The 25232-nt window shown below is 71.4% G+C and carries 23 protein-coding genes and 1 tRNA gene; 15 read left to right on the forward strand and 9 right to left on the reverse strand.

Annotation, left to right across the window (positions count from 1 at the left end):
* The first annotated feature begins 57 nt into the window (after positions 1-57).
* The 4 genes from aceE to ABH931_RS03560 all read left to right on the forward strand — a co-directional run bounded on the left by aceE (position 58) and on the right by ABH931_RS03560 (position 6653).
* Positions 58-2808 carry a pyruvate dehydrogenase (acetyl-transferring), homodimeric type gene (gene aceE / locus ABH931_RS03545; protein ID WP_370109753.1) on the forward strand — a complete coding sequence of 917 codons (2751 nt, stop codon included), beginning with the start codon at positions 58-60 and terminating at the stop codon, positions 2806-2808.
* A gap of 185 nt (positions 2809-2993) precedes the next feature.
* Positions 2994-3734, forward strand: coding sequence for a G1 family glutamic endopeptidase (locus tag ABH931_RS03550; protein WP_370109755.1), 741 nt, complete (start codon positions 2994-2996; stop codon positions 3732-3734).
* A 300-nt stretch (positions 3735-4034) separates the two neighbouring features.
* A complete protein-coding gene (locus tag ABH931_RS03555) occupies positions 4035-5153 on the forward strand; it encodes an alpha/beta hydrolase (protein WP_370109757.1) in 1119 nt (372 codons plus the stop codon).
* An 81-nt stretch (positions 5154-5234) separates the two neighbouring features.
* Positions 5235-6653 carry a DUF4241 domain-containing protein gene (locus ABH931_RS03560; protein ID WP_370109758.1) on the forward strand — a complete coding sequence of 473 codons (1419 nt, stop codon included), beginning with the start codon at positions 5235-5237 and terminating at the stop codon, positions 6651-6653.
* A 26-nt stretch (positions 6654-6679) separates the two neighbouring features.
* On the opposite strand, the gene ABH931_RS03565 is transcribed toward ABH931_RS03560, so the two are convergent.
* Together ABH931_RS03565 and ABH931_RS03570 are read right to left on the reverse strand one after the other, a co-directional pair.
* Complete coding sequence (locus tag ABH931_RS03565; protein WP_370109760.1) at positions 6680-7690, reverse strand: aldo/keto reductase; 1011 nt, start codon at positions 7688-7690, stop codon at positions 6680-6682.
* A 23-nt stretch (positions 7691-7713) separates the two neighbouring features.
* On the reverse strand, positions 7714-8139 hold the full coding sequence (locus ABH931_RS03570; protein WP_370109762.1) for a MerR family transcriptional regulator: 426 nt from the start codon (positions 8137-8139) through the stop codon (positions 7714-7716).
* 88 nt (positions 8140-8227) lie between these two features.
* Here ABH931_RS03570 and ABH931_RS03575 point away from each other — a divergent pair, with 88 nt between their 5' ends.
* Positions 8228-9061, forward strand: coding sequence for a serine hydrolase domain-containing protein (locus ABH931_RS03575; RefSeq protein ID WP_370109764.1), 834 nt, complete (start codon positions 8228-8230; stop codon positions 9059-9061).
* On the opposite strand, the gene ABH931_RS03580 is transcribed toward ABH931_RS03575, so the two are convergent.
* Entirely contained in the window at positions 9052-9774 is a 723-nt protein-coding gene (locus ABH931_RS03580) for a pirin family protein (RefSeq protein WP_370109766.1), read from the reverse strand. The genes ABH931_RS03575 and ABH931_RS03580 overlap by 10 nt on opposite strands.
* A gap of 224 nt (positions 9775-9998) precedes the next feature.
* Between ABH931_RS03580 and ABH931_RS03585 the strand changes: the two genes are divergently transcribed.
* From ABH931_RS03585 to fabF, 5 genes are all read left to right on the forward strand, one after another.
* Entirely contained in the window at positions 9999-11174 is a 1176-nt protein-coding gene (locus ABH931_RS03585; protein WP_370110053.1) for a PucR family transcriptional regulator, read from the forward strand.
* A 109-nt stretch (positions 11175-11283) separates the two neighbouring features.
* Positions 11284-12228: an ACP S-malonyltransferase gene (locus ABH931_RS03590; RefSeq protein WP_370109768.1), complete on the forward strand. Its 945-nt coding sequence runs from the start codon at positions 11284-11286 to the stop codon at positions 12226-12228.
* A complete protein-coding gene (locus ABH931_RS03595) occupies positions 12225-13265 on the forward strand; it encodes a beta-ketoacyl-ACP synthase III (RefSeq protein WP_370109770.1) in 1041 nt (346 codons plus the stop codon). Before ABH931_RS03590 ends, ABH931_RS03595 begins: the two co-directional genes overlap by 4 nt.
* Positions 13266-13297: 32 nt before the next feature.
* Complete coding sequence (locus ABH931_RS03600) at positions 13298-13543, forward strand: acyl carrier protein (RefSeq protein ID WP_370109772.1); 246 nt, start codon at positions 13298-13300, stop codon at positions 13541-13543.
* A gap of 123 nt (positions 13544-13666) precedes the next feature.
* Positions 13667-14935 (forward strand): beta-ketoacyl-ACP synthase II, encoded by a 1269-nt coding sequence (fabF, locus tag ABH931_RS03605; RefSeq protein ID WP_370109774.1) that lies wholly within the window; start codon positions 13667-13669, stop codon positions 14933-14935.
* Between the two features lie 53 nt (positions 14936-14988).
* Here the strand turns inward: fabF and ABH931_RS03610 are convergent, their stop codons facing one another.
* Complete coding sequence (locus ABH931_RS03610) at positions 14989-15960, reverse strand: hypothetical protein (protein ID WP_370109776.1); 972 nt, start codon at positions 15958-15960, stop codon at positions 14989-14991.
* 98 nt (positions 15961-16058) lie between these two features.
* On the opposite strand from ABH931_RS03610, the gene ABH931_RS03615 reads away from it, so the two are divergent.
* Together ABH931_RS03615 and ABH931_RS03620 are read left to right on the forward strand one after the other, a co-directional pair.
* Positions 16059-16643 (forward strand): TetR/AcrR family transcriptional regulator, encoded by a 585-nt coding sequence (locus ABH931_RS03615; protein ID WP_370109778.1) that lies wholly within the window; start codon positions 16059-16061, stop codon positions 16641-16643.
* Positions 16640-17038: a hypothetical protein gene (locus tag ABH931_RS03620; RefSeq protein WP_370109779.1), complete on the forward strand. Its 399-nt coding sequence runs from the start codon at positions 16640-16642 to the stop codon at positions 17036-17038. The genes ABH931_RS03615 and ABH931_RS03620 overlap by 4 nt, the downstream gene beginning before the upstream one ends.
* Here the strand turns inward: ABH931_RS03620 and ABH931_RS03625 are convergent, their stop codons facing one another.
* From ABH931_RS03625 to ABH931_RS03635, 3 genes are all read right to left on the reverse strand, one after another.
* Positions 17039-19090 (reverse strand): protease pro-enzyme activation domain-containing protein, encoded by a 2052-nt coding sequence (locus ABH931_RS03625; protein ID WP_370109781.1) that lies wholly within the window; start codon positions 19088-19090, stop codon positions 17039-17041.
* Positions 19091-19441: 351 nt separating this feature from the next.
* Entirely contained in the window at positions 19442-19936 is a 495-nt protein-coding gene (locus ABH931_RS03630; protein ID WP_370109782.1) for a DUF3145 domain-containing protein, read from the reverse strand.
* Between the two features lie 291 nt (positions 19937-20227).
* Positions 20228-21250, reverse strand: a complete 1023-nt coding sequence (locus tag ABH931_RS03635) for an NADP-dependent oxidoreductase (RefSeq protein ID WP_370109784.1) — start codon at positions 21248-21250, stop codon at positions 20228-20230.
* 93 nt (positions 21251-21343) lie between these two features.
* Between ABH931_RS03635 and ABH931_RS03640 the strand changes: the two genes are divergently transcribed.
* Positions 21344-21790 carry a MarR family winged helix-turn-helix transcriptional regulator gene (locus ABH931_RS03640; RefSeq protein WP_370109786.1) on the forward strand — a complete coding sequence of 149 codons (447 nt, stop codon included), beginning with the start codon at positions 21344-21346 and terminating at the stop codon, positions 21788-21790.
* A gap of 133 nt (positions 21791-21923) precedes the next feature.
* Positions 21924-21997, forward strand: a tRNA-Ile gene (locus tag ABH931_RS03645).
* 74 nt (positions 21998-22071) lie between these two features.
* On the opposite strand, the gene ABH931_RS03650 is transcribed toward ABH931_RS03645, so the two are convergent.
* Both ABH931_RS03650 and ABH931_RS03655 read right to left on the reverse strand, forming a co-directional pair.
* The gene (locus ABH931_RS03650) at positions 22072-23940 is read right to left on the reverse strand and encodes a ricin-type beta-trefoil lectin domain protein (RefSeq protein ID WP_370109788.1); all 1869 of its coding nucleotides are present in this window, start codon (positions 23938-23940) and stop codon (positions 22072-22074) included.
* Between the two features lie 76 nt (positions 23941-24016).
* Positions 24017-24223, reverse strand: coding sequence for a hypothetical protein (locus tag ABH931_RS03655; RefSeq protein ID WP_370109789.1), 207 nt, complete (start codon positions 24221-24223; stop codon positions 24017-24019).
* Positions 24224-24311: 88 nt separating this feature from the next.
* Here ABH931_RS03655 and ABH931_RS03660 point away from each other — a divergent pair, with 88 nt between their 5' ends.
* Positions 24312-25208, forward strand: a complete 897-nt coding sequence (locus tag ABH931_RS03660; RefSeq protein WP_370109791.1) for a LysR family transcriptional regulator — start codon at positions 24312-24314, stop codon at positions 25206-25208.
* Positions 25209-25232 lie beyond the last annotated feature (24 nt).

A 25232-nucleotide genomic window follows, 5' to 3' on the forward strand; every position in this document is an offset into this window, starting at 1 on the left:
TCCACGATGGAGGCGGCGCGACACCCTCCCGCAACGACCGACAAGTGAAGGAACAGCGTGGCTTCCGGATCCGATCGCAACCCGATCATCATTGGCGGCCTGCCCAGTCAGGTCCCGGACTTCGATCCCGAGGAGACCAGCGAATGGCTGGACTCCCTCGACGCCGCCGTCGACGAGCGTGGCCGTGAGCGCGCCCGGTACCTCATGCTGCGGCTGATCGAGCGCGCCCGCGAGCGGCGCGTCGCCGTGCCGGAGATGCGCAGCACGGACTACGTCAACACCATCGCCACCAAGGACGAGCCGTTCTTCCCCGGCAACGAGGAGATCGAGCGCAAGGTCCTCAACGCGACCCGCTGGAACGCGGCCGTGATGGTGTCCCGTGCGCAGCGCCCGGGCATCGGCGTCGGCGGCCACATCGCCACCTTCGCCTCCTCCGCGTCGCTGTACGACGTGGGCTTCAACTACTTCTTCAAGGGCAAGGACGCCGACGGCGCCTCCGGCGACCAGATCTACTTCCAGGGTCACGCCTCCCCGGGCATCTACGCCCGCGCGTACCTGCTGGACCGACTGAGTGAGCAGCAGCTCGACAGCTTCCGCCAGGAGCACTCGCGCGCGCCGTTCGGCCTCTCCAGCTACCCGCACCCGCGCAACATGCCGGACTTCTGGGAGTTCCCGACCGTCTCCATGGGCCTCGGCCCCCTCGGTGCCATCTACCAGGCGCGGATGAACCGCTACCTGGAGAACCACGGCATCAAGGACACCTCGGACTCCCGCGTGTGGGCCTTCCTCGGCGACGGCGAGATGGACGAGGTCGAGTCGCTCGGCCAGCTCTCCATCGCCGCGCGCGAGGGCCTGGACAACCTGACCTTCGTCGTCAACTGCAACCTGCAGCGCCTCGACGGCCCGGTCCGCGGCAACGGCAAGATCATCCAGGAGCTGGAGTCGATCTTCCGCGGCAACGGCTGGAACGTGATCAAGCTCATCTGGGACCGCAGCTGGGACCCGCTGCTGGGCCAGGACCGCGACGGCGTGCTCGTCAACAAGATGAACACCACTCCGGACGGCCAGTTCCAGACCTACGCCACCGAGTCCGGCTCGTACATCCGCGAGCACTTCTTCGGCGGCGACCTGCGCCTGCGCGCCATGGTCGAGGGCATGACGGACGAGCAGATCCAGCACCTGGGCCGCGGCGGCCACGACCACAAGAAGGTCTACGCCGCGTTCAAGGCCGCGACCGAGCACAAGGGCCAGCCGACCGTCATCCTGGCCCAGACCGTCAAGGGCTGGACGCTCGGCCCGAACTTCGAGGGCCGCAACGCGACCCACCAGATGAAGAAGCTGACGGTCGAGGACCTCAAGCGCTTCCGTGACCGGCTGCACCTGCCGATCACCGACAAGCAGCTGGACGAGGGCTACCCGCCCTACTACCACCCGGGCAAGGACTCGGAGGAGATCCAGTACATGCACGACCGCCGTGCGGAGCTCGGCGGTTACATGCCGACCCGCAAGGTCCGGCCGCGCAAGCTGGAGCTCCCCGGCGACGACGCCTACAAGGTCCTGAAGAAGGGCTCCGGCCAGCAGTCGATCGCCACCACGATGGCCTTCGTCCGCCTGCTCAAGGACCTGATGCGGGACAAGAACATCGGCAAGCGCTTCGTGACGATCGCGCCGGACGAGTACCGCACCTTCGGTATGGACTCGCTCTTCCCGTCCGCGAAGATCTACGACCCGATGGGCCAGCAGTACGAGTCGGTCGACCGTGACCTGCTGCTCGCGTACAAGACCTCGCCGCAGGGCCAGATGATCCAGGACGGCATCACCGAGGCCGGCTCGACCGCCTCGCTGATCGCCGCGGGTTCGTCCTACGCCACCCACGGCGAGCCGCTGATCCCGGTCTACGTCTTCTACTCGATGTTCGGGTTCCAGCGCACCGGTGACCAGTTCTGGCAGATGGCCGACCAGCTGGCGCGCGGCTTCGTGCTCGGCGCGACGGCCGGCCGCACCACGCTGACCGGTGAGGGCCTGCAGCACGCCGACGGTCACAGCCAGCTGCTGGCCTCGACCAACCCGGCGGCCGTCAGCTACGACCCGGCCTACGGCTACGAGATCGCCCACATCGTGCAGGACGGTCTGCGCCGCATGTACGGCAGCAGCCCGGAGCACCCGCACGGCGAGGACGTCTTCTACTACCTCACCGTGTACAACGAGCCGATCCAGATGCCGGCCGAGCCCGAGAACGTGGACGTCGAGGGCATCCTCAAGGGCGTGCACAAGATCTCGGAGGGTCAGGGCGGCCAGGTCCCGGCGCAGATCCTCGCCTCCGGCGTGGCCGTGCCGTGGGCGCTCGAGGCCCAGCGCATCCTCGCCGAGGAGTGGAACGTCAAGGCCTCGGTGTGGTCGGTGACCTCCTGGAACGAGCTGCGCCGTGAGGCCGTGGACGTCGAGGAGTTCAACCTGCTGAACCCGGACGAGGAGCAGCGCGTCCCGTTCGTGCAGCGCAAGCTCGCCGGCAGCGAGGGCCCGTTCGTGGCCGTCTCCGACTGGATGCGCGCGGTGCCGGACCAGATCTCGCGCTGGGTCCCGGGCCAGTACCAGTCGCTGGGCGCCGACGGCTTCGGCTTCGCCGACACCCGTGGCGCGGCGCGCCGCTACTTCCACATCGACGCGCAGTCGATCGTGCTGGGTGTGCTGACCGAGCTGGCCAAGCAGGGCAAGATCGACCGCACCGCGCTGAAGGCGGCCATCGACCGCTACCAGTTGCTGGACGTCACGGCCGCCCACCCGGGCAACGCCGGCGGCGACGCGTGATCGCGCAATACCTGAACAGCTGAACAGCAGAACAACAGAGGCTCGGTGACGGTTCGTCACCGAGCCTCTGTGTTTGTTCTGACTTTTTTCTGTGGATTGCGGCAAACCACTCCCCCGTGGGGTGACAGCTCCTCTACCTTGGCGGAACGCCGACAACAGTCGGCCTTCTGTGCGAGAGGAGCCCCATGCGTACGACCCGTCGCGCCACCGCTCTGTCCGCCGCACTTCTGGCCACCCTCGGGACGGCCGCCCCCGCCGTCGCGGTCGCCGCCCCCGCGATCAGCAACGGCACCGTGCACAACCTGCACATCCACCTGCGCAACAGCTCCAGCTCCAACTGGTCCGGCTTCGCCGCGACCGGCGGCAGCTTCACCAGCATCTCCGCGAGCTGGGTCGAGCCGACCGGCAAGTGCAGCAGCGCCACCACCTACTCCAGCTTCTGGGTGGGCATCGACGGCGACGGCAGCAACAGCGTCGAGCAGACCGGTTCCGAGGTCGACTGCTCGGGCGGCTCGCCGCAGTACTACTCCTGGTACGAGATGTACCCCGCCTACCCCGTGAACTTCTCCAACACCGTGCGGCCGGGCGACCACTTCACCGGCTCGGTCACCTACAACGGCTCCGGCAAGTTCACGATGAAGATCAGCGACACCACCCAGGGGTGGAGCCGCTCGGTGAGCAAGACGTACTCGCCGGCCCAGCGCTACTCGGTCGAGGTCATCGCCGAGGCCCCGTCCAGTTCCACGGGCGTGCTGCCGCTGACCGACTTCGGCACCGTCAACTTCACCAATTCGCTCGCCAACGGGCAGGCGCTCGGCAACTACAGCCCGGACCAGATCAACATGGTCTCCGGCTCCACGACGAAGGCCACGACCTCGTCGCTGTCGGGCGGCGAGAACTTCTCGGTGACCTGGAAGCACTCCTGATAGTCGCGTAGCAACGGTGGGTGACGCCCTGAGGCGTCGCCCACCGTTGTCGTGTGAACGGCTCGTAAGAATCCGGCACGAGTCATGGTCGATTGACGGCCATTGTGATGGTTGTCGCAGTTTGATCCTGCTTCGTACAGCGTACGCAGCCGGACGATGCCCTTACGCTTGCGCAGAGCGTCTCGCATGGCGGGCAGGTGGTTTCGTCGCCCCCGCGACCCGCCACCCGCATTCCGTCAGACCTCCGGGCAGTTCGACACCGCCCGCACGACGGTCACCGGCATCCAAGGAGACTCCTGCATGCGGTTCAAGCGCACCCTGGTGGCAGCACTGGTCTCCTTCACCTGTCTCGCCGGCACGGGTGCCGCGGCCGCGGGAGCTGCCGTCTCCGCCGAGCAGATCGCCGTCACCACGCCGCCGACCGGGAGCGTCGCCTGGCTGCACGACCACTCGCTGGGCCTGACCATGCCGGACCCGGCGAGCGCGTCCGCGACCGAGGTCGCCACGTTCTTCGCCGAGCTCACCGCCGCGCAGGCGCAGCGGCTCGTCCAGACCTACCCGCTGGTCGTCGGCAACCTCGACGGCGCCCCGCTCGCGCTGCGCTACCAGGCCAACCAGCTCGCCATGCGGACCGAGCTGGACCGCCTCAAGCGGGAGGACCCGCAGGCCACCGCGCAGATCGCGATGCTGAGCACGCTGACGCAGCCCGGCCACCAGGTCATCGCCTTCGACCCGCGCAGCCGCGGCCTGGTCGCGGAGGTCTTCGGCGACCTGGCGACGGCCGACAAGGTCGCCGTCCTGGTCCCCGGCTCCGACATCGACCTCGCTCACTTCGGCAAGGTCCAGACCGCGGCGCAGGCGCTGCGCGGCGAGGAGCAGCAGGTCTCCCCCGGCACCTCGACGGCCGCCATAGCCTGGGCCGACTACGTCACCCCGGTCGGCCTCGGCGCGGACGCCGCGACCTCCCGCCTGGCGGACGCGGGCGCCCCGCGCCTGACCCGCTTCCTCTCCGGGCTCGCGCTCACCTCCCACCCGAGCTCGGCGCCGGCCCTGTTCTGCCACTCCTACGGGTCGGTGGTCTGCGGGGTGGCCGCGCCCACGCTGCACGCGACGGGCGAGGTGACGGACATGGTGGTCCTCGGCAGCCCCGGCATGGACATCGACAACGCCGCCGCGCTGGGTTCGGGCGTCCGCCTGTGGGCGACCGAGCGCAACGCGACCGACTGGATCGGCAACGTTCCCTACCTGGAGTTCGCCGGCCTCGGCCACGGCCAGGACCCGACGTCGGCCGGGTTCGGCAGCCACCTGGTCGCCTCGACGGGCGCCGCCGGCCACAACGGCTACTTCGTCGAGGGCACGGCGAGCCTGCGCAACTTCGCCGACATCGCGCTCGGCCACTACGACGACGTGACCGGCTGAGCCGACGGCCTGCGGGGACTGTCGGTCGCACCCGCTAGCGTGAGCCCCCGAACACTCGCTGATCAGGGGGAGGGCGCCGCCATGGGGAACACGGTCGTCGAGGTCTCGTACGGCATCGACTGGGACGTGCGTGAGGCTCTGTTCGCTCACCCCCTGTCCGAGGCGGCGGCCCGGGAGCGGCACCGGTCGGGCGAGCCGTACTCCGTGCTGCTCCGGACGGGGCGGACGCCGCGCGCCGTCTTCCGGTCCGCCCGCACGAACGGAATCGCGTCGCTCGACCTGTTCGGCACCGAGGGCCGCCGTGAGCGGAGCTACGACTTCCGCGAGATCTGGGCGGACCGCCTGCACCTGCTGCGACTGCGCGCATGGCCGTCGGAGCTGGCGGAGCCGGCGAAGCCGTCGAAGCCGTCGAAGCCGTCGAAGCCGTCGAAGCCGTCGGAGCCGGCGAAGCCGTCGGAGCCGGCGGGCGAGGAGGGCACGCCTCACTTCACGGCCGACATATCGGCCGACGGCCGTGCCCGGATCATTCGCCGGACAGCGGCGGGTGGCAGCCTCCACAGCCGGGCCGTGGTCCCCGGCGAGCACCGCACGGTGCCGCTTCCCGCTTTCGGCGACTGGAGCGCCCTGGTCGACGCCGCGTTGTCCGCGGTCGCCGAGCTGACGACCGCTCCGGCTCCCGAGCCCGCCCGAGGGTCCGGGGCCGGGCCCCGGCCTGCCTGGGCGGAGCCCGCCGGCCTGCGGCCCGGGAACCTGGCGGCCCTGTTCGCGGCCGGCTCCCGGCTACGGGCCCACTACGGCGTCACCGAGATCCTGGAACCCGAGGACGCGGGTCTGCTGCGGCTGCCGACCGGGCGGGTCATCGCCGCCGATCCCGGCACGCTCGGCGAGTCCGACGAGCCCTTCACCGTCGCCGTCGCGCCCGGCGCCTACCCGGTGCAGATCGCGCGGATGCGGTGGGAGGCGCACCCCTGGGGCGAGACCCCGGCGGCCCGGCTGGTGATCCGGGCCGACGTGCCCACCCTCAGCTGGGAGTTGGCGCTGCGCCCGGGCCAGGACGCACGGATGCTGAACGACGGCGAGTTCTTCGGCTTCGGCGTCGACTCCGGCACCGGCTGCTTCCTGGACCTCGCCACGCGGGAGGCCCTCGTCGCGGCCGTCCAGGGCGATCCGGCGGGGGCGGTCTTCTCCGCCGAGGAGGGCGACGGGTACGCCCGCTGGCAGGACCCGGCCACGGGCTTCAACGTGGTCGCGTACCCGAGCGGCTACGGCGACGGCAGCTACCCCGTCTGGATCGGCCGCGGCGAGGACGGCGAGGTCACCTGCCTGCTCGCCGACATGCTCGTACTCAACCGCGCCGAGGCGCTGGAACCGACGCCGGCGGACGAGGCGACGTTCCGGGCCCCGGCGCCGCAGCCCCTCCCGACCGCCGAGGCGCCGACGGCCGGGACACTCGGGGCTGCGACCGCGTACCTCCTGACCCTCGGTCACCGGGGCGGGTAGGCGCGGGGGGAGCGAGCAGGGGCCTGCTACTTCGAGATGCTGCTCATGTCCGCGTAGCGCTCGCCCGCGACCTGGGAGGCGATGGGCTCCAGGGTGGCGAGCTCGGCATCGGTGAGAGTCAGGGCGGTGGCGCCGGTGTTCTCCTCCAGGCGGGTGCGCTTGCGGGTGCCCGGGATCGGGATGACCGGGAGGCCGTGGACCTGGGCGCGCTGCTGGACCCAGGCGAGGGCCACCTGGGCCGCCGTCGCGCCGCGGTCGGCGGCGATCTTGTGGACGGGCGCCAGCAGCGCCGCGTTGTGCGCGGCGTTGTCGCCGGTGAAGCGCGGCTGGTAGTGGCGGAAGTCGCCCTGCGCGAGCTCGCTCGCGTTGCTGAAGGAGCCGGTCAGGAAGCCGCGGCCCAACGGCGAGTACGGGACGAACGCGACGCCCAGCTCGGCCGCCGCCGGCACGGCGCTGCGCTCCACGTCGCGGGAGAACAGTGACCACTCCGACTGGAGCGCCGCGATCGGGTGGACCGCGTGCGCCTCCCGCAGCTCCGCGCCGTTGACCTCGGACAGGCCCAGGTAGCGGACCTTGCCCGCGGCGACCAGCTCACCCATCGCGCCGACGGACTCCGCCAGCGGGACCTCGGGGTTGCGGCGGTGCATGTAGTAGAGGTCGATGTGGTCGACGCCCAGGCGGCGCAGGCTCGCGTCGACGGCCTGGTGGATGTAGGCCGCGTCGTTGCGGACCGCTCGGTGCGCCGGGTCGTCCTCGCGGCGCTCGATCGCGAACTTCGTCGCGAGCAGCACCCGGTCGCGGTGGGCCTGGACGAACGGGCCGACGAACTCCTCGTTGCGGCCGTAGCCGTACATGTCGGCGGTGTCGAAGAGGGTGACGCCCAGCTCCAGGGCGCGCTCCAGCGTGGCGCGGGACTCGGCCTCGCCGGTGTCGCCGAACTGGTCGCTGTAGAAGTCGCTCATGCCCATGCAGCCGAGGCCCTGCACCCCGACGGCCGGGCCGTTCGCACCGAGCGTGGTGGTCCCGATGGTGCTCATGTGACTCAGTCCTGCCTCTCGTCCTACTGACGGTCTTGGCCTTGGTGACAGTCCCGGCCGTACAAGTCGATCTTGTAGTCCAGGACCAGAAGGTTGGCCTGCAGGTCGCGGATGCGCGCCAGCACCTCCTCGCGGTGCTCGATCAGCAGCTCGCGCCGTTCGGCGCGGGTGTCGTCACCCGCGCGGACCAGCTCGGTGTAGCGCAGCATCGCCGCCACCGGCATGCCGGTGGCACGCAGGTTGCCCAGGAAGGCCAGCCAGCCGAGATCCGCGTCGCTGAAGCGGCGCTGGCCGTGGTGCGAGCGGGCGGGGTGGTCCAGCAGACCGATCCGCTCGTACCAGCGCAGCGTGTGCGCACTGAGGCCGGTGCGCTCGGCGACCTCGCCGATCGTGTAGCGCGCCTCGAACTCGCTTCCCGCCACCGCTGCCTGGGACGCTGCGTGGGACATTCTGGCGGCCCCCTTCCGATCGTGTCGTGCACGACGCTACTGACTTGGAGTGCACTCTAAGCAACCGGCACTCTCTAGACTCGCCGACATGGAGAGCCTGCGCCTGATCGAACAGTGGCCCGTCACCACCGCCGCCGCGGTCGTCGTCCGCGCGGACGGCAGCGTCGCCGGGAGCCACGGCCCCCAGCGGCACCCGTTCAAGCTGGCGTCCGTGACCAAGCCGCTGACCGCGTACGCGACGCTGGTCGCGGTCGAGGAGGGCGCCCTGGAGCTGGACGACCCGGCCGGCCCCGAGGGCTCGACCGTCCGCCACCTGCTCGCGCACACCTCCGGCCTCGCCTTCGACGAGCACAAGCCGATGGCCGCGCCCGGCACCCGCCGCCTCTACTCCAACGCGGGCTTCGACGTCCTGGCCGAGGCGGTCGCCAAGGCGACGGGCATGCCGTTCCCCCAGTACGCGAAGGAGGCGGTGTTCGCGCCGCTCGGCATGGAGCAGACCTGGCTCGACGCCGCGAGCAAGTCCCCGGCCGGGGCGGGTGGCGTCTCCACCGCCGCCGACCTCGCGCGCTTCGCCGCGGAGTTGCAGGCGCCGCGCGTCCTGCACCCCGAGACCGTCGCCGCGGCGACGTCGGTCGCCTATCCCGGCCTGAACGGTGTCCTGCCGGGCTACGGTCACCAGAAGCCGAACGACTGGGGCCTCGGCTTCGACATCCGCGACCACAAGTCCCCGCACTGGACCGGCCTGACCAGCTCCCCCTCGACGTTCGGCCACTTCGGCCAGTCCGGCACGTTCCTGTGGGTCGACCCGGCGGCGGGCGCGGCCTGCGTGGTGCTGACCGACCGCGACTTCGGGCCCTGGGCGGCGGAGGTCTGGACGCCGTTCACGGACGCGGTCCTCGCCGAGCTGCGGCCTCAGCCGTAGCCGACGGGCGACTCCATCGCCCACACCAGCAGCTCGACCCCGTCCGGCCCCGCGGTCGGTTCGACCAGGGTGTCGCCCTCGGTGCACCGCACCGCGTCGCCCGTCCGCAGTTCGCGGCCGCGGCCCTTCGGGCCGCCCCGCTCGCGGAAGCCCAGGTCGCCCCGGGCGACGTGCAGGTACAGGTAGGCGGCGCGCGGCAGCTCGGGGAGGGGCGTGTAGGCCGCCGCGCGCACCAGGTGCAGAGCGGCGTCCTCGCGGCGCAGCAGCCCCGGAGGGGTCAGCACCACGGACGGCGCCTCGGCGTCCACGTCCAGGACCGTATGGGCCGGCTCCGTCCCGAAGACGCCCGGCTGAAGCCAGAACTGCAGGAAGCGGACGGGCTGCTCCCCCGCGTTGACCTCGCTGTGGCTGACACCCGAGCCCGCGCTCAGGTACTGCACCTGCCCCGGCCGGACCTCGGCCGCGTGGCCGTGGTCGTCCTGGTGGGCCAGCACGCCCTCCAGGACCCAGGTGAGGATCTCGGTGTCCCGGTGCCGGTGCGCGGCGAATCCCGCGCCCGCCTCCAGGCACTCCTCGTTGCAGGCCAGCAGCGCGCCGAAGGAGACGTTGGCCGGGTCGTAGTGCGCGGCGAAGGAGAACGCGTGGGCGGTGACGACGCCCGGTTCCGGCTCCGAGCGGTAGCGGTGTCCTGCGCGGCGGATGCTGAGGGCCATGGGGAAACTGTAGGAGTTGTGATCCGTCTCTCCCGTGCCGGGGACCTCCCCGTGCACGCGAGGGGACGGTGATGGTGCACGCTTAGTCTGTGTCAGCCCCAGTCGCAAAGAACCCCGCGAACCAGCCCGCCGATACCGCACCGGTCGCCCCGGTCGACGCCGACGCGGGGAAAACGACGCGGCGCGGCTCACGGCGCGGCACCGCGTTCGAGCGCAAGACGGTGATGGCGACCGCCGAGCAGCACGCGCAGACGCTGAAGAACCTCGAGCGCGCCGCAGGGAAGATGGCCACCGCCGCCATCGCCCGGATGGACGACAGTCTCGCCTGGTACCGCAACATGCCGCCGGAGCACCGCTCCTGGATCGGGCTGGTGGCGCAGGCCGGTATCGCCGCGTTCACCGAGTGGTTCCGCCACCCGGACGCGCCGCAGGCGATCAGCACCGACGTCTTCGGCACCGCCCCGCGCGAGCTCACCCGGGCGGTCACGCTGCGGCAGACCGTCGAGATGATCCGGACCACCATCGAGGTCGTCGAGGAGGCGATCGAGGAGGTCGCCGCCCCGGGCGCGGAGGACGCGCTGCGCGAGGCCGTGCTGGTCTACGCCCGCGAGATCGCGTTCGCCACCGCACAGGTCTACGCCCAGGCGGCGGAGGCACGCGGTGCCTGGGACGCCCGCCTCGAGGCGCTGGTGGTCAACTCGCTCCTGTCCGGCGACGCGGACGAGGGCGTGCTGTCGCGCGCCGCCGCGCTCGGCTGGGGGCAGCCGGACCGGGTCATGGTCGTCATGGGCAGCGCGCCGGCCGGCGACAGCGAGCTCGTGGTCGAGGCGATCCGCCGGGCCGCCCGGCACGCCAAGCTGCACGTGCTCACCGGGGTGCTCGGCTCGCGGCTGGTCGTGGTCGTCGGCGAGAAGAAGCCGCGGAACGGCGAGCGTCTGTGGGACCCGGTGATCGCCGCCCGCGCGCTGATCGGGCAGTTCGCGGACGGTCCCGTCGTGATCGGCCCGACCGTCTCCGACCTGCTGTCCGCGACCCGCTCCGCGCAGGCCGCCGCCGCCGGGCTGCGGGCGTGCGGGGCCTGGCCGGACGCGCCGCGCCCGGTGCTGGCCGACGACCTGCTGCCCGAGCGGGCCCTGGCCGGGGACGTGCACGCGCGCACCCAGCTCGTCGAGGAGATCTACGCGCCGCTCGACGAGGCGGGCTCGGCGCTGCTGGACACCCTCTCGGTCTACCTGGAGCAGGCCTCCTCGCTGGAGGGCGCCGCCCGCATGCTGTTCGTCCACCCGAACACGGTCCGCTATCGACTGAGGCGTGTGACTGATATCACCGGCTACGCCCCGTCGGACGTGCGTTCGGCGTTCACCCTGCGCATCGCCCTGGCCCTGGGCCGATTGCAGTAGGGGTGAGCTGCGATGATGCACGGCTGTAGGGAACCCACAACTGGGCTCGCCGTTCTTCGTCGCGGTCCTCACCCGCGCCGCACCGGCCGGACAAGAGAAGGTTGAAGACGTGCTCGTACTCGTTGCTCCCGGACAAGGCGCCCAGACGCCCGGATTCCTCGCCCCCTGGCTGGAGGTGCCCGGCGTCGCCGACAACCTGCGCCGCTGGTCCGACGTCGCCGGCCTGGACCTGGTCCACGCCGGTACCGAGGCGTCCGAGGAGGAGATCAAGGACACGGCCGTCGCCCAGCCGCTGCTGGTCGCCGCCGGGCTGGTGACCGCCGGCGCGCTGCTGGGCCCGCTGACGGACCTCCCGGCCAAGGTCGGCGCCGTCGCCGGTCACAGCGTCGGTGAGATCACCGCCGCCGTCGCCGCCGGGGTGCTGACGCCGGAGGACGGCCTGGCCTTCGTGCGCGAGCGCAGCCAGGGCATGGCCGAGGCGGCCGCCGTCACCGCGACCGGTATGACCGCCGTGCTCGGCGGGGACCCGGAGGAGGTGGCCGCGAAGCTGGCCGCCCACGGGCTGACCGCGGCCAACAACAACGGCGGCGGCCAGATCGTCGCCGCCGGCACCCTGGACCAGCTGGCCGCCCTCAAGGCCGACCCGCCGGCCGGCGCGCGGGTGATCGGGCTGAAGGTGGCCGGTGCCTTCCACACCGAGCACATGGCCCCGGGCGTGGCACGGCTGGAGAAGCTGGCGCCGACCCTGACCGTGGCCGACCCGCGCGTCTCCTACCTCTCCAACAAGGACGGCGAGCTCGTCTCCTCCGGCGCCGAGGTGCTGGCGCGTCTGGTCTCCCAGGTCTCCAACCCGGTCCGCTGGGACCTGTGCATGGAGACCCTGGGGCAGCTCGGCGCCACCGCGGTGATCGAGCTCTCCCCCGCCGGGACGCTCACCAACCTGGTCAAGCGCAACGTCAAGGGTGTCGCGACGCTGGCCCTGAAGACTCCGGCCGATCTCGACAAGGCCCTCGCGCTCGTGGCCGAGCACGGGGCCGGGGAGCAGCAGGCATGACAGAGCAGCCCCAGCCCACCATCAAGCCGGTCAGTGGCGCGCAGTTCTCGCGCATCCACGGCGTCGGCGGCTACCGTCCGGTCCGGGTCATCCCGAACTCCGAGGTGCTCGACTGGATCGAGTCCTCCGACGAGTGGATCCGCACCCGCAGCGGCATCACCGAGCGCCGCTGGGCGGGCCCGGAGGAGAGCGTCGCGGAGATGTCGGTCCAGGCCGCCAGCAAGGCGATCGCCATGGCCGGGATCGCGCCCGAGCAGGTCGGCGGCGTCATCGTGGCGACCGTCTCGCACCTGAAGCAGACGCCGGCCATCGCCACCGAGATCGCCCAGCGTCTCGGCTGCGGCACCGCGCCCGCCTTCGACATCTCCGCCGCCTGCGCCGGCTTCGGCTACGGCCTGTCGCTGGCCGACGGCATGGTGCGCGGCGGCAGCGCCGAGTACGTGGTCGTGATCGGCGTGGAGCGCCTGTCCGACCTCACCGACATCCACGACCGCTCGACCGCCTTCATCTTCGGTGACGGCGCCGGTGCGGCCGTGGTGGGTCCCTCCGACACGCCCGGCATCGGCAAGGTCGTCTGGGGTTCCGACGGCTCGCAGGCCGACGTGATCAGCCAGACCGTCGCCTGGGACACCGCGTTCGCCAAGCCCGACGCCGTCAACGGCGCGGGCGAGGAGACGAAGTGGCCGGCCCTGCGGATGGAGGGCCAGACGGTCTTCCGCTGGGCGGTGTGGGACATGGCCAAGGCCGCGCAGCAGGCCCTGGACGCCGCCGGGATCACCGCCGACCAGCTCGGCGCGTTCATCCCGCACCAGGCGAACATGCGGATCATCGACGCGATGATCAAGGCGTTGAAGCTGCCCGAGTCGGTCCCGGTGGCCCGCGACATCGCGGAGACCGGGAACACCTCGGCGGCATCCATCCCGCTGGCGATGGAGCGCATGCTCCAGTCCGGCGAGGCGAAGAGCGGCGATCTCGCCCTCATCATCGGCTTCGGGGCGGGTCTCGTCTACGCAGCCGCAGTCGTTACTCTCCCGTAGAAACACCCGTTCACCACGAAGAAGGAGCCTTCATGGCCACCCAGGAAGAGATCCTCGAAGGTCTCGCGGAGATCGTCAACGAGATCGCCGGGATCCCGACCGAGGACGTTCAGCTCGACAAGTCCTTCACGGACGACCTCGACGTCGACTCGCTGTCCATGGTCGAGGTCGTCGTCGCCGCCGAGGAGCGCTTCGACGTCAAGATCCCGGACGACGAGGTCAAGAACCTGAAGACCGTCGGCGACGCCGTGAGCTACATCGTCGCGCACAGCAGCTGAAACACCTGAGCCTTTCGGCTCGTCTCGGGGGGCGCCGCCGTCTGGCGTCGTCCCCCGACCCCCTTTGAACGACCTGATCCACCGGGTTTCCGAGCCCGGCCTTCCCTGCCAGGAGACACAGCAGTGACCAGCGACAACCGCACCGTGGTCGTCACCGGGATCGGCGCCTTCACGCCGCTCGGCGCCGACGCCACGTCCACCTGGGAGGGCCTGGTGGCGGGCCGCTCCGGCGTCTCGCTCATCGAGGAGGAGTGGGCCGAGGACCTGCCGGTCCGGATCGCCGCCCGTACCGCGGTCGACCCGGGCGACGTGCTGCCCCGTCCGCTCGCCCGCAAGCTCGACCGCTCGGCGCAGTTCGCGCTGATCGCGGCGCGCGAGGCCTGGGCCGACGCCGGTTTCACCACCGCCGCGACCGAGGAGGGCTCCCCGATCGCCCCCGAGCGGCTGGGCGCGGTCGTCGCCTCCGGCATCGGCGGCGTGACCACCCTGCTCGACCAGTACGACGTGCTGAAGGAGAAGGGCGTTCGCCGCGTCTCCCCGCACACCGTCCCCATGCTGATGCCGAACTCCCCCGCCGCCAACGTCGGCCTGGAGGTCGGCGCCCGCGCCGGCGTGCACACCCCCGTGTCCGCGTGCGCCTCCGGCGCCGAGGCCATCGGCTACGCGATCGAGATGATCCGCACGGGCCGCGCCGACGTCGTCGTCGCCGGCGGCACCGAGGCCGCGATCCACCCGCTGCCGATCGTCGCCTTCGCGAACATGATGGCGATGTCCAAGAACAACGAGCACCCGCAGGCCGCCTCGCGCCCCTACGACAAGGCCCGTGACGGCTTCGTCCTCGGCGAGGGCGCCGGCGTCGTGGTGCTGGAGTCCGCGGAGCACGCGGCCGCGCGTGGCGCCCGCGTCTACTGCGAGGCCGTCGGCCAGGGCCTGTCCTCCGACGCCCACCACATCGCCCAGCCGGAGCCGACGGGCTCGGGCGTGGCCCGCGCGATCGCCCAGCTGCTGGAGTCCTCCGACGTGGACCCGGCGGAGATCGTGCACGTCAACGCGCACGCCACGTCCACCCCGCAGGGCGACACCGCCGAGATCAAGGCGCTGCGCCGGGTCCTGGGCGACCACCTGGACCACATCGCGATCTCCGCGACCAAGTCCATGACCGGCCACCTCCTCGGCGGCGCGGGCGGCATCGAGACCGTCGCGACGGTGCTCGCCCTGCACCACCGCGTGGCCCCGCCGACCATCAACGTCGACGACCTCGACCCGGAGGTCGAGGCCGACATCGTCGTCGGCGAGCCGCGCGCCCTCCCGGCCGAGGGCCGCCTGACCGCGCTGAACAACTCCTTCGGCTTCGGCGGCCACAACGTCGTCCTGGCCTTCCGCACGGTCTGACACCTGCTCACGCTCGAAGGGCGCGGAGCCGGTCGGCTCCGCGCCCTTCGTCGTCAGCTCTGCTGGTAGACGACCGCGGTGGTCCGGCAGTCGTCCGCACAGAAGAACACGTAGTGGCAGCCCTCGGCCGACTCGCCCCACAGGTCGTCCCCGGTGAGCTGGGCCAGGAAGTACAGGGTGGTACGGCAGCGGGGGCAGGACGGATAGTCGGCGTCCTGGATCCAGTCGGGCAGACCGCCCAGCGTCGAGCCGCCGGCATTCCAGGCGATGCCTTCCACCGGCGTGCACCGGAGCGGGCCGAGGCCGAGGCGCTCCGTCGGCAGGTCGAGGTCCCACTCCCCGGCCGGCGGCAGGTAACCGGGCCTGGTGTTGGCGTCGGACCAGGTCGCCGTGCCGTCCGGGCGGTACTCACCGAGGACGTCGGTGTAGGAGCCGCAGTCGAGGCAGGTCGTCGCGACCACGCGCCCGTGCCCGGCCAGGCCGAGCGCGGCCACGCCCGGGTCGTCGAGGTCGACGTCGAGCAGGCGCAGCAGGGCGAGACCGCACCACGGGCAGCGTTCGTCGAGCGGCAGGCAGCCGGCGAGCGGCCGGTCCGCTTCGGTCGGGGTCAGCGCGTACGAGGGGAGCGAGCTCAGCGGACGGATGCCCTCCGTGCCGAGCTCCCAGCCGCCCTCGTGCGCGTACTGGGCGATCGGCACGTACAGGCTCGCGGCCACCGGTGGCGGCTCCTTGGTCCAGCGGCTCAGCGCCGCCGCGGCCGTCCGGGTCCGGCTGAGGCCCAGCGCCATCAGCCAGCGCTCGGACATGCCGGCTCCGGCGTCCACCTCCGCGACCAGGCGGGCGGCGGTCTCCTCGGTCGCGGCCACCCACAGCGGCCTCCACGGCCACACCCAGGCCTCGGCGTCGATCAACCGGTCGTGGAAGGGACGCAACGCCGACGGATCGGCCCGTGCGGCCGCCTCGATCACGGTGCTCTCGCTGTCGTCCCCGGCCAGCAGCCGGGCCATCGCCTCCCCGAGATCCATGACCGCAGAACGTAGCAGCCGAACCGGCCTGGTACGGCGTCAGAAAGGGGGCTAGGCTCTGTTTTGAGCGAGTGCTCAAAATGGGGGTGGTGCGGCGGATGGCCACGGCGGAGACGCGGGACGCGCTGGTCGCGGGGGCGATCGCGACGTTGCGGGAGAAGGGTCACGCGCACGCCAGCGCGCGGGAGATCGCGGCGCGGGCGGGGTGCAACCAGGCGCTGATCTTCTATCACTTCGGCTCCGTGGAGCGGCTGCTGCTCGCCGCCCTGGACCGGGTCGCGGAGCTGCGGCGGGAGCGGTACCAGGGGCTCGTGGACGAGAGCCGCTCGCTCAAGGAGCTGGTCGCCGCCGCGCGGACGGTGTTCGAGGAGGACCTGGAGCTCGGGCACACCGCCGTGCTCGTGGAGATGATCGCCGCGGCCCAGGCCAACGCCGCCCTGCGGCCCGAGGTGGCCGAGCGGCTGCGCCCCTGGCGGGGCTTCGCGGCGGACGCGTTGCGGGGCACACCCGCCGCGCGGCTGGGGCCGCCGGAGGAGATCGCGCACGGGGTCGTCGCGATGTACCTGGGCCTGGAGCTGCTGGCCGTGCTCGACGACGATCCCGCCCCGGCGCTCGCGCTGTTCACGCGCGCCGACTCGCTCGCATCCCTGCTCGACTTCATTCCACGACGGAGGCGGTCATGAGGCACGGTCGGCTGGACGGATGGCTCTGGTTCCTGGCCTGGGCGGCGGTCGGCGGCGGCGCGGTGACCGCGCTGCTGACGGTCCTCACCATCGGGGTGTACGTGGCGGTGCTGACCCTCGGCGCAGCCGTCCTGCTCGGCCGGACGCGGCGCTCGCACACCGGCCTGCCGGGGCTGATCGCCGGCGCGGGGGTGCTGCCGCTGGTGATCGCCTGGCTGAACCGTTCGGGGCCGGGGAACGTCTGCACGCCCGGGGAGTGCACCGAGGAGTGGAGCCCGTGGCCGTGGCTCGCCGCAGGCGTGGTGCTGATCGCGGTCGGCACGGCCGTCTGGGGAACGCAACAGGCCCGGCGGGGGACGAACTCCCCCGCCGGGCCCGGTGTGAAGCGACGCTGACTACGGCAGGAACGACCGCAGGTAGGCCGCCGTCGGCGAGCCGACGCCGGTGGCGTCGTCGTAGCCGCGGGTGGCCTGCAGGCTGGTGTCCTCACCGAAGGCGGCGAGTCGCACGCGCAGCTGACCGCCGATGACGCCGAAGTCGGCGACGTTGCTCAGCGGAGCGCGGTGGTGCAGGGCCTGCTCGTTGACCACGTCACGGAAGACGCCGAGACGGGCGCGGAGGTAGATCTCCGGGTTGGCGAAACCGATCGCCATGCCCTGGGCCTGGATCGCGTCGGCCTGGACAGCGGTGAACTCCGGCGAGGAGACGCTGGTGCCACCGTAGCCGCCCTCGCTGTAGACACCGTTGCTGGTCAGACCGACCAGGACGGAGGTGTACAGGTCACCGTTCATGGCGACGTCGGGGGTCACCCGCTGTGCGGTCTCGCTGTGCTGACCGGTCATCAGGGTGTGCGCGAGCTTGCTCGGCACGACGCGCTTCTGGTACCAGGGCTGCGCGAAGTCCTCGGAGGTACCGCCGCCGCCACCGAAGTAGAAGGTGCCGGGGAGCGGCGTCCAGGACTTGCCGTCGGTCGACAGCGACGAGCGCAGGGTGCCCATCGAGGTCTCGAAGCCGTACTTGCCGCTCTTGTCGGCAAGACCCAGCGCGGTGCCACCCACGTTGGTGACGTACGGGTCCGTGGACGGGTAGGCGGTCTGCGCACGCGCCGTGTCCGTCTGGCAGTTGACGCCCGTCTTGGCCGCAGCCGGCGACTGGTCGCCGCAGTCTCCGGCGGAGAAGTCCATGCCGATGCCCTCGACAGCGCCCTGCTCGAAGATCGCCTCGTAGGCGGCGATCTGCGCCTTGGACATGTCGCCCTGGTCGGTGGTGTGCATGATCTCGCTCCAGGAGTTGGAGACGACATCCGCCAGGTGGTTGTCGACGATGTTCGCGAGCGCGGCCGACAGGTCGTTGTCGTTGCAGGAGTTCGCGCCGACGTAGACGACGTTGGCGTCCGGGGCGAGCCCGTGCACCATCTCGACGTCGAGGGCCTCCTCGCCGGCCCAGCCGGCCGGGCCGCCGCAGGCCTGCTGCGAGTTCCACTGCGCCTGGTTGACGACCTCGCGGTACTGGCCCGTACGGAAGGCCTTGTCACCGTGGGCGGTGGAGAAGTGGTTCGCGTCGGCCAGCATGGTCGGCGAGGCGTAGGCGTCGACGATGGCGACGGTGGCGCCCTTGCCGGTCAGGTGCGAGGCCGTGATGCCGTAGGCCTTGCGCAGCTGGGCGGGCGAGAAGGAGCACTGGTCGAACGCGACCGCGCCCTTGACGTAGCCCTGCGGCGCGCCCTTGGCCATCTTCTGGCCCCAGTAGTCGGAGCAGGTCGCGGTGGTGGGCAGGCCACCGCCGGTCTTGCTGCCCGGGGCGGCGATGGTGCTGTTCACCTTGACCGAGTCCGGCTTGGCATGGTTGCCGAGCGTGGAGCTCAGGTCGGCGACACCGAGGACGTACGGGGCGACGTCGGCGGGGATCACCACGTCGGACGCGGGGGCGTGCGCCTCCTGGCCGGCGACGCGGTACTCGTGCATCGTGGTGCCGAAGGCCTTGGCCATCTGGGAGCTGGTGCCCGAGACGGTGACGGCGTGCCAGGTGTTGCTGACGACGGACAGGCCGGCGCCCTTGAGCCAGGCGTTGACCTTGGCGATCGAGGCGTCGGTCGGGCCGAAGTGGCTACGGACGAAGTCCGCGCTCTGGAACTTGCGGTACTGCGGGCTCGACGGGTCCGAGACCGCCTGCGCGTAGGCGGCGAGACCGGCCGAGTCACGCATGGCGAGGTACACCGTGCCGGTGAACGTCGCGGCGGCGGGCGCGGTGCCCTGGTCGGCGGTGTGCGTGGCCCAGAGAGGGTGGCTGCCCAGGACCGCCTTGGCGGCGGGGGCAGGCGCACTGGCCTGGGAAGGAGCAGCGAGAGCCAGCGAGCCGGAGGCCAGCGCGATCGACGCGGTGGCGATGGTGGCTATCCGGGCGCGGCTGACGCGGGAGCTGTTGTTGCGGGTGATGACGACTCCCAAGGTGAAGGTCCGTCAGGCGACGAGGGGGACGACAACAGGTGTTCGAGCGCCCCCGGCGGATATCTATCGGGATCGTGGTTTCTCGCGCAACGGCCGACTGGGGGTTGACTTCGGGACTGACACCACGGACAGGGACTACACCAACAGGACGGCGCGGCCCACCGCATCCGACTGTCCGCCAGATGAACACGGCACGCGGAATATCGGTCGGTCTGGGGGCGACGGCATCGGACATCAAGGGCATACCCGAGCAACCCGACGGGCATGACGCGTCGTGGATCACGCGCGAATGCGCGGCGCACGAACCCTCTCGCACGCCCCCCGATCGGGGGTCCCCGGATGACTGGATCCTCAGACCACCTGGTGCAGCCAGCGGACGGGGGCGCCCTCACCCGCGTAGCGGAAGGGCTCCAGCTCGTCGTCCCAGGGCTTGCCGAGCAGGCGGGTGATCTCCGACTCCAGCTCGCTCTCCCCGAGCCGGGCGCGGAGCAGCGCGGCGCGGAGCCGGTCCTCGGGGATCATGATGTCGCCGTGCAGGCCGATCACCGCATGGAAGATACCCAGGTCGGGCGTGCTGGAGAAGCGCTCCCCCTCGGTCGCGCCCACCGGCTCGGCCGTGACCTCGAAGCGCAGCAACTGCCAGCCGCGCAGCGCCGAGGCCAGGCGGGAGGCGGTGTCGGGCGCGCCCTGCCAGGACAGCTCGGCACGCCAGGTACCGGGCGCGGCCGGCTGGCGGATCCAGTCCAGGCTCACCCGCTGCCCGAGCACGCCGGCCACCGCCCACTCCACATGCGGGCAGAGCGCGCGCGGCGCGGAGTGCACGTAGAGAACTCCACGAGTCGTCACCGGACCTCCAGTGTGGTGCGAGGGGCGCCTTCCCCAGCGTTCTCGCGTCAGCATGGTGACGGTGTGTCCGGTTTGTAGTGCTTATTACTGTTATGGGCTGACGACTACCCCGCACCGGCTGCGGTAAACACACGCGAGACTGGACGCTTGAGCAGAAACGGTACCGCTCCGCCGCCCCACAGGGGCCCCTGTCCAGCACAACCACCCGGACGGCACGCTGATCCGCCCGAGTGGTCGCACGTTTCACTGACCGATCGTCAGACTAATGACCCGCTCGGACGCTCGGCCTTTTCACGAGACGCGAACGAGCATCTTGCCGGTGTTCGCACCGCGCAGCAGGCCGAGGAAGGCGTCGACGGCGTTCTCGAAGCCGTCGACCACCGTCTCCTCGAAGCGCAGCCGGCCCTCGGCGAGCCAGCCGCCGACCTCGGCGACGAACTCGCGCTGGAGGTCGTAGTGGTCGCCGACCAGCATGCCCTGGAGGGTGAGGCGCTTGCCGATCACGCTGGCCAGGTTGCGCGGCGCCGCGGGCGGGGTGGTGTCGTTGTACTGCGCGATGGCACCGCAGAGCACGGCGCGGCCGTGCAGGTGCAGGGCGCCGATCGCGGCCTCCAGGTGCTCACCGCCGACGTTGTCGAAGTAGACGTCGACGCCCTCGGGCGCGGCCTTGGCCAGCTGGCCGGCCACGTCGCCGTTCTTGTAGTTGAAGGCGGCGTCGAAGCCGTACTCCTCGACCAGCTTGCGCACCTTCTCGTCCGAGCCGGCGCTGCCGACCACCAGCGAGGCGCCGCGCAGCTTGGCCACCTGCCCGACGACGCTGCCGACCGCGCCGGCGGCGCCGGAGACGAAGACGGCCTCGCCCTCCTGGAACCGGCCGACCCGCAGCAGACCGGCGTAGGCCGTCAGCCCCGGCATACCGAGCACGCCGAGGTAGGCCTGCAACGGCGCCGCGTCCGCGTCGACCTTGAACGCCTGACCGGCGGGGACCGCGGCGTACTCGCGCCAGCCGAGCCCGTGCAGCACGGCGTCGCCGACCGCGAAGCCCTCCGCCGCGGAGGCGACCACGCGACCGACCGCGCCGCCGTGCATCGCCTCGCCGAGGGCGTACGGCGGGGCGTAGGACTTGGCGTCGTTCATCCTTCCCCTCATGTAAGGGTCGACCGAGAGGTACTCGTTGCGGACCAGGACGTGCCCGGGTGCGGGGGCGGTGACCGGGGCCTCGACGAGGGCGAAGTCGGCGGGCGTGGGCCAGCCCTGCGGGCGGGCGACCAGGTGCCACTCGCGACCGGTGGCGGGGAGGCTCTGCTGGGCCATGGCGTGATCACTTTCGACGTGGAACGTTGACCTACTCAAGTAACGGTGACCGGAAAGGTTCACCTTGTCAAATATTCAGGTAGCCTGGATGCCATGCACGAGGAACAGGAACAGCCGGATCCGCTGACGCCTGAGGTCGTCGACCTGATGGCCGCACTGGTGGGCGTCTTCCACAAGGAGTACGAGGAGGCCGCGGCCGCCCGCTCGCTCACCGGCGCCCAGGCCAAGGTGCTGGGCCTGCTGCGCCGCGGCCCGCTGCCGATGCGCCAGATCGCCCAGACCCTCGCCTGCGAGCCCTCCAACATCACCGGCATCGTCGACCGCCTGGAGGCCCGCGGCCTCGTCGAGCGCCAGGCGGACCCCGAGGACCGCCGGGTCAAGCGGGTGGCCCCCACCGAGAGCGGCAGCACCGCCACGGCGGAACTGCGGGCCTCGCTCAACTTCGCCCGCGAGCCGCTGGCCGCGCTCAGCGCGGAGGAACGACTCCAGCTCCGGGACCTCCTGCGACGGATGCTCGACCACGCACGGCGTCAGGACTGATCCCGCTCCTGAAGGATGGAACCCGCCGCGCACGGACGGCGTCTCACCAGCTATGCTGCGCGAGCGGCCCCTTCGCAGGGCCGCTCGTGCTGATGTACGAGATTCACCACCAAGCAGAACAACCGAAAAGCATGGGGCTGTAGCTCAGCCGGTTAGAGCAGGGGACTCATAATCCCTTGGTCGTGGGTTCGAGTCCCACCGGCCCCACTCCTTTGACGTACGTTAGCGAAAACGCTCCGTGGTGCCTGCACCACGGAGCGTTTTTCACTCGAACGGGGAGGTTAGGCCGGCAGCGTCCATTTCTGGTTGGCCGCGCCGGTGCAGTCCCAGATCTGCAGCCGGGTGCCGTTGGCCGAACTCGGCCCGGTGGCGTCCAGGCAGCGGCCCGACTGCGGGTTGAGCAGCGAGCCGTCGGACTGCGCGCGCCACTGCTGCGAGCCGGTCCCGTTGCAGTCGTAGAGCTGGATCTGCGTCCCGTTGGCCGTACCGCCGGAGGTGACGTCCAGGCACTTGCCGAGCGCCTGGAGCGAGCCGTCCGCCGCCACCGTCCACGCCTGCGCGCCGGTGCCGTTGCAGTCGTAGAGCTGGACGGCGGTGCCGTTGGCGCTGTTCGCGCCAGCCACGTCCACGCACTTGCCGCCGTAGCCGGTGATCTGTCCGGTCGGGGCGGACGGTGCCGTGCCCGACCAGGTGAAGGTCGCGCTGGTCTGCGCGGGCAGGGTGTAGGTGAAGGTCTGGCCGCCCCAGTTCACCGTGAACGGCTCGCTGCCGCCGGTGGCGTTGTACGCGACGACGGCCTTGGACCCGTCCGGGTTGAGCCAGGCCACGTTCGGCACCGCGGTGCTGGCGGTCGAGTCGATCCGGTACGCGCCCGGCTTCACGAACTTCGTCAGCTGGCCGAGGTCGTAGTACTCGATGTTGTAGTCGACCTGCCCGCTGCGCGAGTCGCCGTTGTGCACGGTGATCAGCCCGGTGCAGGTGCCGCAGCCACCGTTGTGCGGCCCCATGTCCTGGTCCACCGCCAGCGACCACTTGACCACCGACTTACCCCAGTTGCGGGTGTAGTCGACGATGTTCTGCATGTCCTCCTGCTGCTGGTTCGCGATCCAGGTGCCGCCGGAGTGCTCGGTGTCGAAGGCGTCCAGGTTCGGGTACTGGTTGTGGACCGTCGTCTGCTCGGTGACGTTCCCGCTGTAACCGTGCCAGGCGATGCCACCGAAGAGCGGGTCGTCGCGGACGGCGGCGTCGTTGACGGTCTGCGCGGCGTAGCTGTCGTAGGAGTCCCAGTTCCAGTCCAGCGCCAGCACCTTGGTGCTCAGCCCGGCCGCGTGGAAGGCCGGGAGCAGGTCGGTGCCGGTGAAGTAGTCGAGTCCGCTCGCGTTCCACTGCATCGAGGGGTAGCCGGAGCAGCAGGTCGGCTCGTTCTGCGGGGAGACGTAGTCGATGTGGACGCCCTGCGCCTGGTACGCCTGGATGTACTTGACGAAGTACTGCGCGTAGGCGGCGTAGTACTGGGACTGGAGCCAGCCCTGGCTGTACGCGCCGCTGTCCTTCATCCACGGCGGCGCGGTCCACGGGGTGCCCATCACCTTGAGGTTCGGGTTCAGCTGCTCGGCCTGCTTGGTGAGCGGCAGCACGTCCGCGAGGTCGTGGGAGATGGAGAAGTCCGCGAGGGACGGGTCGGTCTGACCGCTCGGCATGTCGTCGTAGGTGTAGTTGGAGCGGGCCAGGTCCGAGGCGCCCATGGGGTTGCGCAGGAAGTCCAGGCCGATGCCGTTGACGGGGTCGAACAGGTTGGTCATGACGGTGTTGCGGGTGGCGGTGCTGAGTGCGCCGCTGCTGTTCATCAGCCAGGCGGCGGTGTCGGTGAACGAGGCGCCGGCGCCGGTGAACTGCTGGTACCGGGTGCTGTCGTCGACGGAGACGGTGGCCCCGGAGTTGCCGGTACCGGAGGAGAACGCGATCGGGGTCTGCTGCTGGAGGCCCCTGGTCACCGTCCGTCCGCCGGAGTCGGAGGTGGTGGTCAGCCAGATGTTCACCGTCGGGCCGGTCGCCGCGTGGGCGAGTGGGGTGACGGGCGAGGCGAACAGCAGGCCGGAGGCCACCGCCAGGGTTCCGCAGAGCCGGGAGGTGGCGCGGTTCAGCCGCATGGGCTTCAGTCCTTCGCGTGGGGGCGGGTGGGACGCGCGCCGCATTCAACTCCCGTATGGTCTAGACCGTCAAGACCTACGAGAACGCTCTCTTGTCTCCATTTACCGAAGCGCAGGTGGGGACAGATACGTCGTCCACGGCCCCTTCGGCTGCACTTGATGAACTGTCATGGCTGCGCATCAGCACAAGGGCCGCGAGAGCGCAGACGGCGACGGCGAGCACGGCGGTGTCGAGCAGGACCATGAAGCAGGCCAGGGCGAGGCCGAGCAGGGAGCGGGACATGGACCGACCCTCTCGGCAGCAGGCGATCACCTCCACCGGCTGCGCCGCACGTACCATGCGGGATATCCGAACGATCGGGGGATCCGCCGTGGAACTGGGTCAGCTGCGCGTCTTCGAGGCCGTCGTCACGCATCGGACCGTCACCGACGCCGCAGCGGCGCTGGGGTTGGCCCCGTCCTCGGTGTCCGAGGCGATCAGGGCGCTGGAGAAGTCCTTCGACGTCCCGCTGTTCGACCGCGCCCCGCGGGGGATGACACCGACCGCCGCCGGGCGGCGGCTGCTGCCGTGGGCGCGGAGGCTGCTCGACGGCGCGGAGGAGGCCCGGCGGGAGGTCGTGACGGAGCGGCCCGAGCTGCGGCTCGGCGCGCTGGAGACCATCGCGGCCACGCATGTGCCGGGCGTGCTCGCGCGCCTCACGCAGCGGCGGCCGGACGTGCGGGTGGCGCTGCACACGGAAGCCGCGCGCGACGGGCTGCTGGGGGCGGTGGCCGCCGGGGCGCTGGAGGCGGCGATGCTGCTGGACACCGCCGGGCCGCTGGGCGAGCTCGGCTTCGCCCTGCCGCCCGCGCCGCTGGACCACCTCGACCTGCAGCAGGTACCGCTGGCGCTCGTCGCCGCGCCCGGCCACCCGCTCGGCGCGCGCAGCGAACTGGCCCGCGAGGACCTGCGCGGCGAGCGGTTGCTGGTGAACAGCCCCGCCTGCTCGTTCCACCTGGCGGGGGAGCGGCTGCTGGGCCACGAGGTCGAGCGGGTCAGGGCAGGCGGCATCGCGGTCACCCGCGCCTGCGCGGAGCGCGGCCTCGGCATCGCGCTGCTGCCGGAGTTCGCCGTGCGCGAGGAGCTCGCCTCGGGCACCCTGATCCGTCTGCCGTGGCCGGCGACGGCCACCGAGGACGAGCTCCTGCTGCGCCTGCGCGTGGTCTGGCGCGCGGACCGGGAGGCCGTGCCCGGTCTGCGCGAGATGCTCTACGCCGTCGTCTCCTGAAGGCTCCGGTCAAGGCTCCCGCGC

This window comes from Streptacidiphilus sp. MAP12-33, from assembly GCF_041261265.1.
Taxonomy (GTDB): domain Bacteria; phylum Actinomycetota; class Actinomycetes; order Streptomycetales; family Streptomycetaceae; genus Streptacidiphilus.